The following is a 14,324-nucleotide window of genomic DNA, read 5'->3' as shown; positions in this document are numbered from 1 at the left end:
GCCCCGACCCTGCCGCAAACTTGCCCCATGAGGGCAAGGCGACCTTAGTGGGGAGGCTCAATTGCGGCAATCCCGGCAGCCTTCGGTTAACCTCGCATCAGGCTTGCCGTGAGACTTTGGCCGCAAACGGCGCCCTAGCCTTTCAAAGGATACTCATGAAGATCACCCCTATCCGCCTCCTCGCCCTTGGATCCGCCGTTGCCGCGACGATGGCCATTGCCGGTTGTTCAATGATGGGCATGGGCGGCGGCGCCAGCTCGCCTGCTGGCCTCTCGGCAGGCCTGACGGCCAGCATGGACCAGCCCGGCGCGCGGCTCGACAAGGCCCAGGCTATCGCCTTGATCAATTCCTATCGCGCGACTGTTGGAGCCCCGGCGCTCGTGGCCGATGCCAGCCTCGATGGCACCGCCCAGGCGCTTGCCAATCAATATGCGCAGACCAATACGGCCCCGGCCACGCCGCAGGGCATGTCGGTGATGAAGCTCAGCGCCGGCTATTCGACCTTTGCCAACACGTTCTCGGGCTGGCGCAATAGCCCAGCCGATGCTGCGGGTCTTGCAGCGCGCGGTAGCAAGGCGGGCATTGGTGTCGCCTATAGCGCTGCCTCGAGCTATGGCGTGCATTGGGTTCTGCTGATTGCGAACTGAAGACGCCTTGATCGATGCCAGGGGGCTGAGATGCCCCCTGCCCGTCTTGAAACTCGAAAAGCGTATCGAGAGCCTGGCGGGCGGCGCGGCTCTGACGGTACTTGCGACCGACCCGATGGCGGAGATCGATATTCCGCTCTATTGCCGCCAGCGCGGCCATGCTTGCGTATTGCACCGCGAAGGCGACACGCTGCGGTTCGAGATCACGAAAGCCTAGCGCGAAGCGGGGCGTGGTCGTGGATAAGGCACGCCCGGGCTGCCGGCGAGTTCGAGGCCCGGGCGCAGGTTAGCGTCGAGCGCCGTTGTAGGCGTCGTGGTGTCTGAGACCAGAGCTGCGCTCGGGAACGCCGGAACGTGGGCAGGACGCGGGCGCGGCAGGGCAATGCCGGTGCGCATACGGCCAAGATCGGTCGCGACGTGTTCGACGGCGGCAATCTGGTCGGTGAGATAGCTCGGCTGGCCCTTCATGCCCATTGGAAATGCGGCTTCCTGCGCTTTCACATAGGTGGCGGCGTCCTTACCGCAAATATTGGCGCGCATATCGATAGGCGCGGCGCCAACCGCATTGCTGACATTGAGAATGGTCTGGCCGGTTGGCGTCGCCGAGCCCGACAGGCCCTTGAGCAGGAGTTCGGCGGCGCGCTCATTGCGATCGCGACCCGACGAGCCGCCGAGAACGACGGCGAGCAAGCGGCGACCATTGCGATCGACATCGGCCACGAGGTTGAGGCCGGACGCGCAGACAAAGCCGGTCTTCATGCCGATAGCGCCGGAGAAGGTCGTCAGCAGATTGTTCTGGGATTCGAGCTTGAGATTGCCGATCCGCACGACGCTGGTGTGGAACATTGGCATGTATTGGGGAAAGCTCTGCTCGATATAAAGCGCGAGCACCGCCAAATCGCGTGCGCTGGTTACCTGAAGCGGGTCATGAAGACCGTGCGGGTTTTCATAATGGGTGGCCGTCAGGCCCATGCGGCGCGCGACGTCGTTCATTTTGGCAACAAAATTGGCTTCGTTGCCGCCGATAGTTTCGGCGATGGCCACGGCCATGTCGTTGGCCGACTTGACGATCAGGATATAAAGCGCGTCTTCGAGCGACACCGAGGTGCCGACCTTGAGGCCCGAACGGCTCGGAGCCATGGTCAGGGCGTATTTCGATAAAGTCACCGGCGTATCGAGCGTGACGGTGCCCTTGGCGATTTCTTCGAAAGCCACGTAGGCTGTCATCAGCTTGGTGAGGGAAGCGGGATGCCAGGGCTGGCCGGCCTGCTCTGCATAGAGCACGTTCAGATTGTCACGATCGACGAGCAGCATCGGATTTGCCAAGGCGGGCGCTAGGCTCAGCAAGCTCAGGGCGAGGGCAATGGCAAAACGGCGCAACAACAGCACGGGGAATCTCATGGCAATCTTCTGGAATTGGGTCGTCTTTATCAGCGACGCCTCTTGGCCTCAAGAAATGGGGCAAAGTTTGACGTCCATGTGAACTGGCTACTGACGCCATCTGTCGCGCGCGGGGCAGAGCTTTTGGGCAACAGTTTTGAGGATTTTCGCCATGACGACGATCGTGACCATTCTGACACCGAGCTATGCCGACTGGGAAACTGCCCTGCTCAATGCGGCAGCGCGCAGCTACTATGGCATCCAGACACTCTTTGCTTCGCCAGATGGCGAAGAGGTCGTGTCGTCGGGCGGGCTCCGCGTTATGCCGCAGCTTGCAGTGGCTGATATCGACGTTTCGACAGTGGATGCCGTGTTGGTCAATGGCGGTTCGATCTGGAGCACGCCGGCGGCGCCAGATGTGAGTGCGGTGCTGAAAAGCGCGGCGGCAGCGGGGAAAACCGTGGGCGGTATCTGCGACGGCGTCATTGCCTTGGCGCGAGCTGGCCTTCTGGACGACATCGACCACACCGCCAATGGACCGGAGAGCCTGCCCGACACGGGGTACAAAGGCGTGGATCGCTATCGGGACCAACCGCAGGCTGTTCTCGCGGGGAAAATTGTGACGGCCCCCGGGACGGCACCCGTCAGTTTCATGGGAGCGGTGTTCGAGAGCCTTGGCCTTCGCAACAATGATCTCGACTTTTATCTGGGGCTTTACGGCGCCGAGCATCACGCGAAGGTTTGAGGGCTAGTCACAACTAGTAACTGTGACTATATTTGTGCCTGAGTATCCAGATTGACGCGAGGCGCACCATGTCCCTTACAGACACATCCAAGCATGCCAATTGCTCGGCCATGTCCGATGTCCTGAGCCGGATCGGCGACAAATGGAGCGTCATGGTCGTTGGCATGCTGAGCCGAAACGGCACCCTGCGGTTCAACGAGCTCAAGCGCATGATCAATGGCGTTTCGCAGCGCATGCTGACGCTGACCCTGCGAAACCTTGAGCGCGATGGGCTTGTAAGCCGCACGATCTATCCCGAGGTGCCGCCACGCGTGGAATATACGCTCACGGAAATGGGCAAGACGCTGCAGGGGCCGATCAATGCCCTGTGGGACTGGTCGGCAGAGCATCATGTCTCAATCGTCGAGGCGCGGGATATCTATGACCAGCGCCAGATGACAGTCGCTGCTAGCGAGCCGCGCAAGATCGCCTACTCCCGGGGGCAGTAAGCCCCTTTCCCGTTTTTCAGGGATCGCTTGGCGCCATATGGGCGAAGCGATTGGCTTCGCCTTCACGCGGGGCAGCTTCGAGCACTTCGCGGCGCGCTTCGGCACGGCGGCTGAACGGCAGGTTCAGCGCGGTAACGAGCTGGCGATATTCCTGACGCGCGCTGGTGTGCGACATGGATGGCACGCCGCCCAGTAGTTCCTCATCCAACGGATCAAACACGGTCATGCCAGTCGGAAAGAGCGAGCGGAAAATCACGCGCTCGGCGATGCCGTCGGACACGCGGCAGCCCAAGCGCATGGCGATGCGATCGAGCATGGTCTGAACCTGGCGCATATTGCGCGAGGACAGCATGGAAATGCGATTGCGGACCAGGACCCAATCGATGGTGCGTCCGTCAATGGCGAGGCGCTCGGAGCGGGCGCGCTGGACGAGACGGGCATAATGGCTCAATTCGCGCGGCTCGCCCGTCACCGGATCGACATGGGCCATGACGTTGAGATCGATCAGGCTATCGTTGACCGGGGTGATCAGCGTATCGGCCAGCGAATGCGCGAGGCGTGTCAAATTGGTATCAAAGCCCGGTGTATCGATGACGATAAATTCTGTCGATTGCTCAACCTCGGCAATAGCCTGACGGAAGAGGTCGAACTCGACGCGGTTGTTTTCCTTGAGGGAATCGCCGCGGGCCAAGGGCAGATGGAAATGCGTGGTGTGCGGCAGGCTGAGGCCGCGCTGGCGGGCCCAATCGCGGCGATTGCGGACGTAATGAGTTAGCGTCTGCTGGCGGCTATCGACGTCGATCGAAGCGACCTTGTAGCCCTGATAGAGTAGATAGATGGCGAGATGAAAGGCAGTGGTGGACTTACCCGACCCGCCCTTTTCATTGCCAACGACGATGACATGCGCCGCTTGCCGAACCATCTTGCCCCCAAATCACTGCGCGGAGTCTCACCGCTTCGGGCCTTATGCACAAGAGGGCGCAAGATTAACAATATTTAAACGATTAACGCGCGGCCGGAGCTGTTCACAAAAGCCCGAGGCGTGCCAATTCTGCAGCAATCTCCGAAGAATTCTCGTCGTCATTGCCGGCCATGTCGGGTGGCGCATCCTTGGGCTCGAGATAGCGCCACCCCTGGAATGGGCGCTTCGGATAGGGGATGGTGCGGATGAGGTTGGGCGACATGATGATGTCGCAGTAGTCCTTGCCCTCGGGATCGGTATAGGGCGCGAGGCGCTCGATGACCTGACGACAGACGATGGCGCCGGCAATGACCCAATAAATCGAGCCCTTGCCTTCCAATTCTGCAGCCCGCTTGGGCATCATGCGCGTGCGGTGGACGTGGACATCCTCGCCGTAATCCGCGCCCCACCAATGGGCGCGTTCGTCGCGGTAGCTTTCCAGCTCCTCGAAGCTGGAAATGCCCACGCAGAGCTTGACCATATGGATCATGCAAGCGTTCCGGGCGCGACGCGGCCCTGGATGACGTCGATCTCATCATCATCGACGATCCACGGCTCCTTGAGCGCCAGTGCACGCCATTCCTGAAAGGCTGGCAGCGCATAAATGGCTTCGACATACTTTGCGGCTGTGTCGGACGCCGGCAGATCGTACGTGCGGAGACGTGTCGCGAGCGGCGCAAACATGGCGTCAGCGGCGGTGAACTCGCCGAAGAGGAAGGGGCCGCCGGAGCGGCCGAGGAGATCGCCCCACAGTTGTTCGACGCGATGGAGATCCTTGCGCACCGAATCGAGATCGACCTTGCCCGAGTGCGAGGCGCGGAGGTTCATCGGCGCATGGGTGCGGAGTTGCGAGAATCCCGCATGCATTTCGGACGCGGCGGCGCGGGCTAGCGCGCGGTCGCGCCGATCAGCCGGCCAGATCGGCTTTTCGGGGAAAGCGTCAGCCAGATATTCGATGATGGCGAGGGTTTCCGGCAAGGCCAGATCGCCGTCGATCAGCACTGGTACCTTACCGGTCGGCGAGCGCTCGGCGAGCGTTTCGCGCCAGCGGGGGCCCGAAAGCATCAGGACCTCGTCCTCGAAGGGCAAAGCGAAATGGCGCAGCACGAGCCATGGCCGGAGTGACCAGGTGGAGTAATTGCGATTTCCGACGAGCAGCTTCATGACGGACCTCTGGGAAAGAGAAAGGGCGCCTCTGGCAAGGCGCCCTTCCCTAAAGCTTTTCAGTGGTGATTTCCAGCGCTGGAACCTGTCACCGATCCGAAATCGGGGACGCGTTCCTCCTCCACATCAGACGCCGGCCACCACAGAGATAATGAGCCCCATAGACAGGAGGCATACCAGAGCCCAGCTTACGGAATTCCAAGCCAGGGTCTTCGGTTGACTGCGCATGCGCCGCTCCTTGTCAGCCCTCCAAATCCAGCCATTTGATCTCGACCTAATGACCAGTCATAGAGCGTTAACCGTGCGCATAAACCTTTGCAAGTGATCTATCTGCAACAGTCCACAGGTCGGTAAGAGGCTCAGAAGAGGCCGAACCAGAGCCCGGCAATTCCCAAAAAGGCGAAGAAACCAACGACATCGGTGATTGTCGTGACGAAAACGGCAGAGGCGATTGCGGGATCGGCCTTGAGCCGTTCGAGCGCCAGCGGAATCAAAATGCCTGCCGTGCCCGCGACGATCATGTTGATGACCATGGCGGCGGCGATGACGGCACCCAGTTGCTCGTTGCCAAACCGGATCCAGGTGACGATCCCGATCATGATCGCGAAAATGACGCCGTTGAAAAAACCGACGACCATTTCGCGGCGGATGAGTCGGCGCAGACGGCCGCCTGCCAGTTCGCGCATGGCGAGGGCGCGCACGGTGACCGTCATTGTCTGCGCGCCGGCATTGCCGCCCATGGAGGCGACAATGGGCATGAGGATGGCCAATTCGACCATATGCTCGATCGTGCCGTTGAAAAGGCCGATGACCAGCGAGACGAGAACGGCGGTGACAAGATTGATTGCAAGCCAAGGGGCACGGCTGCGGACGGTGTCCACCGTCGTATCGGAAAGGTCTTCGTCGCCGACACCGGCGAGGAGCTTGATGTCTTCGTCGGCCTCCTCGGTGATGACGTCGACCATGTCATCGATGGTGAGAACGCCGACGAGACGGCGGTTTTCATCGACAACGCCGACTTCCACTAAGTCATAACGCTCGAAGGTGCGCGCCGCTTCTTCCTGATCGTCGGCGGCATCGACGAGGACCAGGGTGGTGTTCATGATCGATTCGATCTGCGTCGCGCGTTTCGAGCGCAGCACACGATCGAGCGGCAGAGTGCCGAGGACCTTGTAGGCCGCATCCACGACATAGATCTGGTAGAATTCGTCCGGCAGATCGCGATCGGCGCGGAGGTAGTCGATCATCTGGCCGACCGTCCAAAAGGGCGGGATGGCGATGAACTCGGTCTGCATCCGCCGGCCGGCGGAGTCTTCAGGAAAATCGAGGCTGCGCTTGAGGCTCAGGCGCTCGAAGGTCGGCAGGGCCGAGAGAATTTCGTTCTGGTCAGCCTCATCGAGGTCCTCCAGAATCGCCACCGCGTCGTCGCTGTCGAGATTGGCGACGCCCCTCGCGATTTCAGAATTGGGGATCGCCTCCATGACTTCGAGGCGGATGCTCTCGTCGACTTCGGTGAGCGCGGAATAGTCGAACTGATCGCCGAGCAGCTGGACGAGCGCCACGCGCTCATCGTGATCGAGCGCTTCGAGGACGTCGCCGACGTCGGATGTGTGCAGCGGCGCCATGACGAGGGCGACGTCTTCAGATCGCTTGGCAGCGAGAAACGCGCGGAGACGCTCAAGCCAATGCGGCGTGATGCGATCTTCAGCGTCGCGAAACGCGCTGGTGTCCATCTCGGGCGTGGGGCCGAGGTCTGTCTCGAAGTCGCTGCTCATTGGGAGCCCCTTCGTCGGATGGGTGTTTCAGGGCAAGGCAAGCAGTAGCCAATCGAACGAGAAGGCGCCAGACTAGGGCCGCAAAGTTTGGTGACAATTTCGCATCCGACCCATGCATGTGAGGAGGCAGGCATGTCAGACGGCATAGATCTCGACCCACACTTTAATCGAATCGAGACCGTGGCGAAGGCCCGCGGGCTGCAGGGGTTCGAGCGGACGACAAGCTATGGCACCCCTGCCCTGAAAGTTTCGGACCGAACATTCGTGCGTCTACTCGACGCGACGACACTGGTTATGCAGTGTCCGCTCGACCAGAAGGTGCTGCTGATGGAAATCTCGCCTGACATCTATTTCGAGACCGATCACTATGTCGGCTACGATACCGTCCTCATTCGGCTCGACGCCATTGAGGATGAAGAATTGGGGCTGCGGCTGGAAGATGCCTGGCGGTTCCGGGCAGACGAAAATGCCAAAGATAATCTGAAGGGATAGAAGTTTGGCCAAGAGTGTTGTGACGTGCAGTTGCGAACAAGTCGCCCTCGAACTTGATGGCGCGCCCTTCATCTCGACGGAATGCCACTGCAACAGTTGCCGGGAGGCTGCGGGACGGCTGCAGCCCCTGCCGCTGGCGCGACCGATGCTCGAGGACAATGGCGGAACGCAGTTCGTGCTCTATCGCAAGGACAAGGTCGCCTTTCTTCGCGGTCAAGACTTGCTGGAGGTTTTCCGCCTCGGGCCCGATGCGCCCACGCGACGCGTGATCAGCCGCTGTTGCAATAGCCCGATCTTTCTCGAATTTCAGAGCGGCCATTGGGTGAGCCTCTATTCGAGCCTGTGGGCTGCGGAAACGCGTCCCAAGCCCGAACTGCGGACAATGACGAGTGACAGAACCGACGGCATCGCTTTGGCAGACGATGTCCCGGCGGGAACGGGGCAGACCCTGCGATTCTATGGAACGCTGCTTGGCGCCTGGATCGCCATGGGCTTCAAGACGCCCAAGATCCGTATCGGCAACGATACCTAGACCCAAAAACAAAAAAGCCGCCCGCAGGCAGCTTTTTGTTTCATCCCCGAGGGGTGAATGGTGCGGTCGAGAAGACTCGAACTTCCACGCCTTGCGGCACAGCGACCTCAACGCTGCGCGTCTACCAATTCCGCCACGACCGCACATCTGTGGTAGAAGCCCTCGGTGCCGAAGCGCCTTGAGCGAGTGGGGATGTAGCAAAGGACTTGGCGAACCTCAAGCACCTAAATGGAGATTTCTTTCAAGCCTGTGGAAGATCGGCAATCAGCCCTGCTTGTAGACCTTCTCCGTGACGAGCACGCGAAGCTGCCCATCCTCGACATTGACTTCACCGCGGGCGATGAGCGTATGGTTGGCATAGATGGAGAGCGGGTCGTTTTCGGACTGTTCGAGCTCGATCACCGCGCCGCGGCCCATGCGCAGCAAATGATGGATCGGCATAAGCGTTGCGCCGAGCTCAACGGTGATATCGACTTCAATATTGTCCAGGGTGTTCATAGATAACATTCTGAAGAAGGACCGCTGCGCAGGATGCCGGCGGACTTGATGCGTTAAGGATTGCTCAGGCTTGGTTATGGAAGTCTTAACGAGCGCCGATGAGGCGTGCCAAATTCGTTCGAAATTGCATCGGGAAGACGATCAGGCGGTCGAATGGACGCAATTCGATGGTCTGATGGACTATGAGGAAACCCTCGCGGCCATGGAGGCCCGGGCAGCGGCTATCGCTGCTGGCGAGGCGCCGGAGGCGATCTGGCTGTTGGAGCATCCACCGCTTTACACGGGCGGAACATCGGCGCAGGCCGAGGATCTACTTGATGCGCGGTTTCCGGTTTATGCGGCCGGGCGCGGCGGGCAATACACGTACCACGGGCCGGGACAGCGCGTGGCCTATGTCATGCTCGATCTGACGCGGCGCGGGCGCGATGTGCGCTGCCTCGTCAAAGGCCTGGAACAGTGGGTGATCGATACGCTCGCGGCGCACAATATCCATGGCGAGCGGCGCGAGGGACGAATCGGTGTTTGGGTGCAACGGCCCGATCGCGGCTTAGGCCGTGAAGACAAGATTGCGGCGATCGGTGTGCGGGTTCGGAAATGGGTGACCTTTCACGGCATTTCGCTCAACGTCTCGCCGGACCTTGGCCACTATAGCGGCATCGTGCCGTGCGGAATCACCGATCAGGGCGTGACGAGCTTCGAAGACCTGGGGCAATTGGCGTCGCTTGCTGAGGTCGATTCGGTTTTGCGCGCCAAGTTCGAGACCATCTTTGGGCGGACTGTGGATGGGGCGCCAGTCTTAAACCCTGCCCTTTCCGCCTAAACCCGCGCCCAAAATCGGATGATCCATTTTTCCGCAAGACGCACTAATCTTGGGAGAAATCCCGAATCGAGGAGCCCGGCATGACCACGGACGACCTGAAACGCCTCTTTACCCGCCAGACGCTGTTCCGGCTCGACGCGATCCTTTCACCCAAGCTGGTGCCGATCCTCTATGCGCTCGGGCTGGCCTCGATCCTCCTTTGGGCCATCAACCACTTCTTCTTCCGCTTCGGCACCGGTTTTGGGAATGGCCTCTGGGGCATTCTCGAAATCGTGGTGTTTGGCCTTGCAGCATTCGTTGGGCTGCGGATCGGCTGCGAGGCGCTGCTGGTTTGGTTCAAGAGCCATGAGGCGACTGGCGGCACGGTGACGCGCCCGCGTTATTCGGCATCGCTGCTCGATGAGGTGCGCGACGCCATTCGCGACTTGGCCGAGCATGGCGAAGAAACCGACTATAACGATGCGGACGACTACATCACGCCGGCGACGGACGCGCCGCCAAGCGTGGTCGATGAGATCAGGCGCGAGCCGTCGACCACTGCAGGCGAGCCCTTCAAGCCCAGGCGAACCGCCAAGCGCACACCACCGCAATCGCCGATTACCTGAAGACGAAACAAAAGGGCCGCCGTGGATCGCTCCCGGCGGCCTTCTTCATTGGATCGAACCAATTACTTCCTGTTGACGCTCCAGGCGCCTGGGCCGGCAAAGACCAGATAGAGGAAGACGAAGCAGAACAGGATCGCAGCGTCGCCGCCATTGTTGGCGGGGAAGAAATTCGACGGAGCGTGAACCACGAAATAGGCGACGGCCATCGTGCCGGAGGCGAGGAAAGCGGCGGGGCGGGTGAAGAAGCCAATGGCGATCAAAATGCCGGTGACGATCTCGATGACGCCTGCGAACCAGAAGATCGAGAATGCGGGCGGAGACATGTCGGTGGCGGGGAAGCCGATGAGCTTCTGCGTGCCGTGGGCCAGGAAAAGCAGCGCCGTAATGATGCGCAGCACGGCGAGGGCCTGCGGCGCATAGGCGGAGAGACGATCGAACATTAAGAAACTCCCGATAGCTGCGCCAGGGCCGGCGCGAGAACGAAATGCCTAACGCACGTTAAGGGTTGCAGAAAGGCGAACAGACGCGAACGCACTGTTCACTCCACAGTTTCAAGATGCTGTGTCCACCGCTGCGAGAAGGGCTGATGACCCCATATTGGGGGGCAGTAACATTGCGTAACCGTCCAAGTTTCTGTATTACGCGCCATCCTTTCATTTACCGGATTGCTGCACGCGCATGAATCAGGCGCCCAAAATCGGTTTAGTCAGCCTCGGCTGCCCCAAGGCGCTCGTGGATAGCGAGCGCATCATGACGACGCTGCGCGCGCAAGGCTACTCGTTTAGCCGCGACTATGCCGGCGCCGACATCGTGCTCGTCAATACCTGCGGGTTTCTCGACAGCGCCAAGCAGGAAAGCCTCGAGGCGATCGGCGAAGCGCTCAACGAAAACGGTCGCGTGATCGTTACGGGTTGCCTTGGCGTTGAAGAAGGCCTGATCCGCGAAACGCATCCGAGCGTTTTGGCGATTACCGGACCGCATCAGTATGAGAGCGTTGTTTCGGCGGTGCATGATCACCTGCCGCCCGTCCCGAACCGGTTCGTCGATCTCGTGCCAGAAAGCGGGCTGAAGCTGACGCCGCGGCATTATGCCTACCTGAAAATTTCCGAAGGCTGCAACAACCGCTGCTCGTTCTGCATCATTCCGCAGATTCGCGGCGATCTGGTTTCGCGCCCGGCTGCCGGCATTCTGGGTGAGGCCGAGGGCTTGATCCGCTCCGGCGTCAAGGAACTGCTAGTGATCTCGCAGGACACCAGCGCCTACGGCGTCGATATCAAATATGCCGAATCCAAATATCGCGGTCGCGATGTGAAGGCGAAGTTCTACGATCTCGCCAAGGAACTCGGGCAGTTGGGCGCCTGGACACGCCTTCACTATGTGTACCCCTACCCCCATGTCGATCAGGTCATCGAACTGATGGCCGAGGGTCTGGTGCTGCCCTATCTCGATATTCCGTTCCAGCATGCGTCGCCGAATGTGCTTAAATCCATGCGGCGCCCGGCGAACCAAGAAAAGACGCTCGACCGGATCAAGAAGTGGCGCGATATCTGCCCCGATCTGGCGATCCGCTCCAACTTCATCGTCGGCTATCCCGGCGAAACGGACGCTGATTTTGAATTCCTGCTCGATTGGCTGGAAGAAGCCGAGATCGATCGCGCCGGTTGCTTCAAGTATGAGCCCGTTACGGGCGCTCCGGCCAACGAACTCGACGGCATCGTACCGGACGAGGTCAAGGAAGAGCGCTTTGCCCAGCTCATGGAAGTTGCGCAGGACGTTTCTTTCCACCGCCTGAGCCAGAAGGTCGGCCGGACCATTGATGTGATCGTCGACGACGTGCGCCCGGAAGAAAACCGCGTGATCGCGCGCTCCAAGTGGGATGCGCCGGAGATCGACGGCCAGGTGATCGTCAGCAAGGCCGACGGCATCAAGATAGGCGACATCGTTTCGGTGACGGTGACCGACAATGACGAATACGATCTCTTCGCCGAACCGGCAGCGAAATGAGAAAATCCCCGCTTCGGCGGGGATTTTTGTTTGTAGGTGTCAGCGCGCGTAGGCGTTGAACGGGTTGTCGTGGGTAAGTTGGGTGATCGTCGCTTCGTCGACACCTGCATCGCGCAGCGCGGGCAGCAGCCAATCGGAGAGATGCGTATAGGGCCGCGGGACGCCACCGCCGGGCTGCGCGGGATCGTACCAGCCGAGGTCGTGGCTGAGGAGCAGTTGCGGACCGAGCCCTGCCTCCAGGGCCTTGAGGACCAGCGGCAGGATCTCGTCATCATTGCCGTGGCCGATATTGTCATATTCGATCCAGGCGCCGCGGGCCGCCACGGCCTTATGGAGCTCGAAATCTGGCTCGGCCTGGGTGTGGATGGAGATGAAGCGCTCAAGCGAGCCACCTTCCGCTTCGATGATATCAAGCTGATCCATCACTACCCGGCCCTTGATCGTGTGCGAGCCGATGATGGCGCCGGTTCGCTTGGCGGCACGAGCGGCGGCGCGGAGGATGCGCTCTTCGAGCAGCGTGATGCCGTCGTCGCCAGCGCTGATCTTGATCCAGGCAGCGATCACGCCAGTGTCCTCGATGCCGTCTGTCAGTTCGGCATACATCCAGGCTTCCAGTTCATCCTGACTGGCCGCAGCGACCCACGCAGGAATCCACGGCTCACGATAATTGCCGGTGGGCACGACGATGGGCATGCCGGTGGCTTTTGAGACGGCCAGATCGATATCGGCGCGTCGCCCTACCCCGCCGGTGGTGCATTCGACGATCGCGGTGACGCCGCGCGCCTTGGCCGCTTCGATCTGGGGCGCCATCAGGGCAATGACGTCTGCGGCTTCGGCCTCGGCATATCCCGGCTGGTCCGGGGTGCGCAGATCGACGAAGACATGCTCGTGGGGCAGGATCAGCCCCAACTGGCTGCGCTCCAGCGCGCCGAGGGTCGTGTGCAATCGCTTCAAGGATATTTCCTCCACTTTTGGCCTACTTTGGCTTCTCAAGCCGCAAAGGACAACCTCAAGGCGATCGAAACAATTTCGCGTTCACTGCGGCGTGAAAAGAACGGCTTTCCGCTGGTGGAGGGTGGGGTAAATTACTCATCCGATACAGGTATTTAGCGCTTTACGACGCATGAGCGGCCACCGCATCTAACGCGTCAATTGATCTGCTTGATGGAACAGCGTCACAAATGAACAAGCTTCTCGCTTCTGCCGTTGCGGCCCTAGTGCTCGCCAGCTCGCCCGTACTGGCGCAGCCTACCGATATTCTCAATGCCTCCTACGACATTGCGCGCGAACTGTTCGAAGCCGAGAACGCTGCTTATGCCGCGACCGGTGCAACCGTTACCGTCAACCAGTCGCATGCTGGTTCATCGGCCCAAGCCCGCGCTATTCTCGAAGGGCTGCAGGCTGATGTCGCCACCTTCAATCAGGTGACAGACATTCAAAAGCTGGTTGACGGCGGTTATGTCAGCGACGATTGGGCGAGCGAATTCCCCAACAATGCTGCCCCCTTCTATTCCTTCCCCTCTTTCCTCGTGCGGGCCGGAAACCCCAAGGGCATCAAGGATTGGGGCGATCTCGCCGCCGAAGGCGTGCAGGTGATTTTCCCGAACCCTAAAACCTCGGGTAACGGCCGCTACACCTATCTTGCCGCCCGCGCTTGGGCGACCGAGGAATATGCGGGCGACGAAGCCAAGATCGAGGAATTTCTCACCAAGCTTTTCGCCAATGTCCCCGTCTTTGAAACAGGCGGCCGCGCGGCGACCACCGCTTTCACCGAACGTCAGCTTGGCGATGTGCTCGTGACCTTCGAAGCCGAAACGCTTGGTGTGGTGAAGCAGCTTGGCGCCGACAAGTATGAAGCCGTGGTGCCCTCGGTCAGCTTCCTCTCGGAATTTCCCGTCGCAATCGTCGATAAGGTCGTCGATGCCCGCGGCAGCCGTGATCTGGCCAAGGCCTATCTCGATTTCCTCTTCACGCCTGAAGGCCAGGAAGTCGCGGCGGCCAATTTTCATCGGCCGCAGGACGAGACTGTGGCCGCAGCCCATGCCTCGGCTTTCCCTGAAGTTCGGCTCGTGACTGTCGAAGACGCGTTCGGCGGTTGGGATAAGGTGGCGAGCGAGCATTTCGCCGATGGCGGCCTCCTCGACAAGGTCTTCGTCAATCAGTAACGCCAGCGTTACGTCATGACTTTCGGCGCGGCTCCGGCCGCGCCTTAT

18 protein-coding genes and 1 tRNA gene are annotated in these 14,324 nt (G+C 60.5%); 10 read left to right on the top strand and 9 right to left on the bottom strand.

Annotated elements, in window-relative coordinates; all coding sequences use genetic code 11:
- The first annotated feature begins 155 nt into the window (after positions 1-155).
- Together ASE94_RS16555 and ASE94_RS16550 are read left to right on the top strand one after the other, a co-directional pair.
- Entirely contained in the window at positions 156-647 is a 492-nt protein-coding gene (locus ASE94_RS16555; protein WP_062631273.1) for a CAP domain-containing protein, read from the top strand.
- Positions 648-654: 7 nt separating this feature from the next.
- Complete coding sequence (locus tag ASE94_RS16550; protein ID WP_244484088.1) at positions 655-864, top strand: sulfurtransferase TusA family protein; 210 nt, start codon at positions 655-657, stop codon at positions 862-864.
- Here the strand turns inward: ASE94_RS16550 and ASE94_RS16545 are convergent.
- A complete protein-coding gene (locus ASE94_RS16545; protein WP_062631271.1) occupies positions 861-2,048 on the bottom strand; it encodes a D-alanyl-D-alanine carboxypeptidase family protein in 1,188 nt (395 codons plus the stop codon). The genes ASE94_RS16550 and ASE94_RS16545 overlap by 4 nt on opposite strands.
- A gap of 151 nt (positions 2,049-2,199) precedes the next feature.
- Here ASE94_RS16545 and ASE94_RS16540 point away from each other — a divergent pair, with 151 nt between their 5' ends.
- On the top strand, positions 2,200-2,772 hold the full coding sequence (locus tag ASE94_RS16540) for a DJ-1/PfpI family protein (RefSeq protein ID WP_062631270.1): 573 nt from the start codon (positions 2,200-2,202) through the stop codon (positions 2,770-2,772).
- Between the two features lie 68 nt (positions 2,773-2,840).
- Positions 2,841-3,260 (top strand): helix-turn-helix domain-containing protein, encoded by a 420-nt coding sequence (locus ASE94_RS16535; RefSeq protein ID WP_061906790.1) that lies wholly within the window; start codon positions 2,841-2,843, stop codon positions 3,258-3,260.
- A gap of 16 nt (positions 3,261-3,276) precedes the next feature.
- On the opposite strand, the gene ASE94_RS16530 is transcribed toward ASE94_RS16535, so the two are convergent.
- The 4 genes from ASE94_RS16530 to mgtE form a co-directional block, all read right to left on the bottom strand.
- Entirely contained in the window at positions 3,277-4,182 is a 906-nt protein-coding gene (locus tag ASE94_RS16530) for a division plane positioning ATPase MipZ (RefSeq protein ID WP_061906791.1), read from the bottom strand.
- A gap of 103 nt (positions 4,183-4,285) precedes the next feature.
- Positions 4,286-4,711 carry a DUF1489 domain-containing protein gene (locus ASE94_RS16525; RefSeq protein WP_244484076.1) on the bottom strand — a complete coding sequence of 142 codons (426 nt, stop codon included), beginning with the start codon at positions 4,709-4,711 and terminating at the stop codon, positions 4,286-4,288.
- Entirely contained in the window at positions 4,708-5,385 is a 678-nt protein-coding gene (locus tag ASE94_RS16520) for a glutathione S-transferase family protein (protein WP_062631269.1), read from the bottom strand. Before ASE94_RS16520 ends, ASE94_RS16525 begins: the two co-directional genes overlap by 4 nt.
- Positions 5,386-5,744: 359 nt before the next feature.
- Positions 5,745-7,160, bottom strand: a complete 1,416-nt coding sequence (mgtE, locus tag ASE94_RS16515) for a magnesium transporter (RefSeq protein WP_062631268.1) — start codon at positions 7,158-7,160, stop codon at positions 5,745-5,747.
- Between the two features lie 132 nt (positions 7,161-7,292).
- Between mgtE and ASE94_RS16510 the strand changes: the two genes are divergently transcribed.
- Together ASE94_RS16510 and ASE94_RS16505 are read left to right on the top strand one after the other, a co-directional pair.
- Positions 7,293-7,652, top strand: coding sequence for a hypothetical protein (locus ASE94_RS16510; RefSeq protein WP_062631267.1), 360 nt, complete (start codon positions 7,293-7,295; stop codon positions 7,650-7,652).
- 4 nt (positions 7,653-7,656) lie between these two features.
- A complete protein-coding gene (locus ASE94_RS16505) occupies positions 7,657-8,184 on the top strand; it encodes a hypothetical protein (RefSeq protein WP_062631266.1) in 528 nt (175 codons plus the stop codon).
- 58 nt (positions 8,185-8,242) lie between these two features.
- Here the strand turns inward: ASE94_RS16505 and ASE94_RS16500 are convergent.
- Positions 8,243-8,327, bottom strand: a tRNA-Leu gene (locus ASE94_RS16500).
- Positions 8,328-8,448: 121 nt separating this feature from the next.
- Positions 8,449-8,682, bottom strand: a complete 234-nt coding sequence (locus ASE94_RS16495; RefSeq protein WP_061906796.1) for a FliM/FliN family flagellar motor switch protein — start codon at positions 8,680-8,682, stop codon at positions 8,449-8,451.
- A 76-nt stretch (positions 8,683-8,758) separates the two neighbouring features.
- On the opposite strand from ASE94_RS16495, the gene lipB reads away from it, so the two are divergent.
- Together lipB and ASE94_RS16485 are read left to right on the top strand one after the other, a co-directional pair.
- Positions 8,759-9,502: a lipoyl(octanoyl) transferase LipB gene (lipB, locus tag ASE94_RS16490; RefSeq protein WP_082461252.1), complete on the top strand. Its 744-nt coding sequence runs from the start codon at positions 8,759-8,761 to the stop codon at positions 9,500-9,502.
- Between the two features lie 80 nt (positions 9,503-9,582).
- Entirely contained in the window at positions 9,583-10,107 is a 525-nt protein-coding gene (locus ASE94_RS16485; protein WP_062631265.1) for a DUF4282 domain-containing protein, read from the top strand.
- A 62-nt stretch (positions 10,108-10,169) separates the two neighbouring features.
- Here ASE94_RS16485 and ASE94_RS16480 read toward each other — a convergent pair whose 3' ends face one another.
- On the bottom strand, positions 10,170-10,547 hold the full coding sequence (locus ASE94_RS16480) for a DoxX family protein (protein ID WP_062631264.1): 378 nt from the start codon (positions 10,545-10,547) through the stop codon (positions 10,170-10,172).
- Positions 10,548-10,785: 238 nt separating this feature from the next.
- Here ASE94_RS16480 and rimO point away from each other — a divergent pair, with 238 nt between their 5' ends.
- The gene (gene rimO, locus ASE94_RS16475; RefSeq protein WP_062631263.1) at positions 10,786-12,111 is read left to right on the top strand and encodes a 30S ribosomal protein S12 methylthiotransferase RimO; all 1,326 of its coding nucleotides are present in this window, start codon (positions 10,786-10,788) and stop codon (positions 12,109-12,111) included.
- Positions 12,112-12,150: 39 nt separating this feature from the next.
- Here the strand turns inward: rimO and ASE94_RS16470 are convergent, their stop codons facing one another.
- Positions 12,151-13,065 carry an esterase gene (locus ASE94_RS16470; RefSeq protein ID WP_062631262.1) on the bottom strand — a complete coding sequence of 305 codons (915 nt, stop codon included), beginning with the start codon at positions 13,063-13,065 and terminating at the stop codon, positions 12,151-12,153.
- Between the two features lie 227 nt (positions 13,066-13,292).
- Here ASE94_RS16470 and ASE94_RS16465 point away from each other — a divergent pair, with 227 nt between their 5' ends.
- Positions 13,293-14,276: a sulfate ABC transporter substrate-binding protein gene (locus tag ASE94_RS16465; protein ID WP_062631261.1), complete on the top strand. Its 984-nt coding sequence runs from the start codon at positions 13,293-13,295 to the stop codon at positions 14,274-14,276.
- Positions 14,277-14,324 lie beyond the last annotated feature (48 nt).

This window comes from Devosia sp. Leaf64 (assembly GCF_001421945.1).
Taxonomy (GTDB): Bacteria; Pseudomonadota; Alphaproteobacteria; order Rhizobiales; family Devosiaceae; genus Devosia.
This window is presented reverse-complemented; position numbering and strand designations above follow the sequence as displayed.

Bases quoted from the DNA above. Each gene is read 5' to 3' on its own strand.
- ASE94_RS16555 (WP_062631273.1), top strand. From the start codon at position 156: ATGAAGATCACCCCTATCCGCCTCCTCGCCCTTGGATCCGCCGTTGCC.
- ASE94_RS16545 (WP_062631271.1), bottom strand. From the start codon at position 2,048: ATGAGATTCCCCGTGCTGTTGTTGCGCCGTTTTGCCATTGCCCTCGCC.
- ASE94_RS16540 (WP_062631270.1), top strand. From the start codon at position 2,200: ATGACGACGATCGTGACCATTCTGACACCGAGCTATGCCGACTGGGAA.
- ASE94_RS16535 (WP_061906790.1), top strand. From the start codon at position 2,841: ATGTCCCTTACAGACACATCCAAGCATGCCAATTGCTCGGCCATGTCC.
- ASE94_RS16530 (WP_061906791.1), bottom strand. From the start codon at position 4,182: ATGGTTCGGCAAGCGGCGCATGTCATCGTCGTTGGCAATGAAAAGGGC.
- ASE94_RS16525 (WP_244484076.1), bottom strand. From the start codon at position 4,711: ATGATCCATATGGTCAAGCTCTGCGTGGGCATTTCCAGCTTCGAGGAG.
- ASE94_RS16520 (WP_062631269.1), bottom strand. From the start codon at position 5,385: ATGAAGCTGCTCGTCGGAAATCGCAATTACTCCACCTGGTCACTCCGG.
- mgtE (WP_062631268.1), bottom strand. From the start codon at position 7,160: ATGAGCAGCGACTTCGAGACAGACCTCGGCCCCACGCCCGAGATGGAC.
- ASE94_RS16510 (WP_062631267.1), top strand. From the start codon at position 7,293: ATGTCAGACGGCATAGATCTCGACCCACACTTTAATCGAATCGAGACC.
- ASE94_RS16495 (WP_061906796.1), bottom strand. From the start codon at position 8,682: ATGAACACCCTGGACAATATTGAAGTCGATATCACCGTTGAGCTCGGC.
- lipB (WP_082461252.1), top strand. From the start codon at position 8,759: ATGGAAGTCTTAACGAGCGCCGATGAGGCGTGCCAAATTCGTTCGAAA.
- ASE94_RS16485 (WP_062631265.1), top strand. From the start codon at position 9,583: ATGACCACGGACGACCTGAAACGCCTCTTTACCCGCCAGACGCTGTTC.
- ASE94_RS16480 (WP_062631264.1), bottom strand. From the start codon at position 10,547: ATGTTCGATCGTCTCTCCGCCTATGCGCCGCAGGCCCTCGCCGTGCTG.
- rimO (WP_062631263.1), top strand. From the start codon at position 10,786: ATGAATCAGGCGCCCAAAATCGGTTTAGTCAGCCTCGGCTGCCCCAAG.
- ASE94_RS16465 (WP_062631261.1), top strand. From the start codon at position 13,293: ATGAACAAGCTTCTCGCTTCTGCCGTTGCGGCCCTAGTGCTCGCCAGC.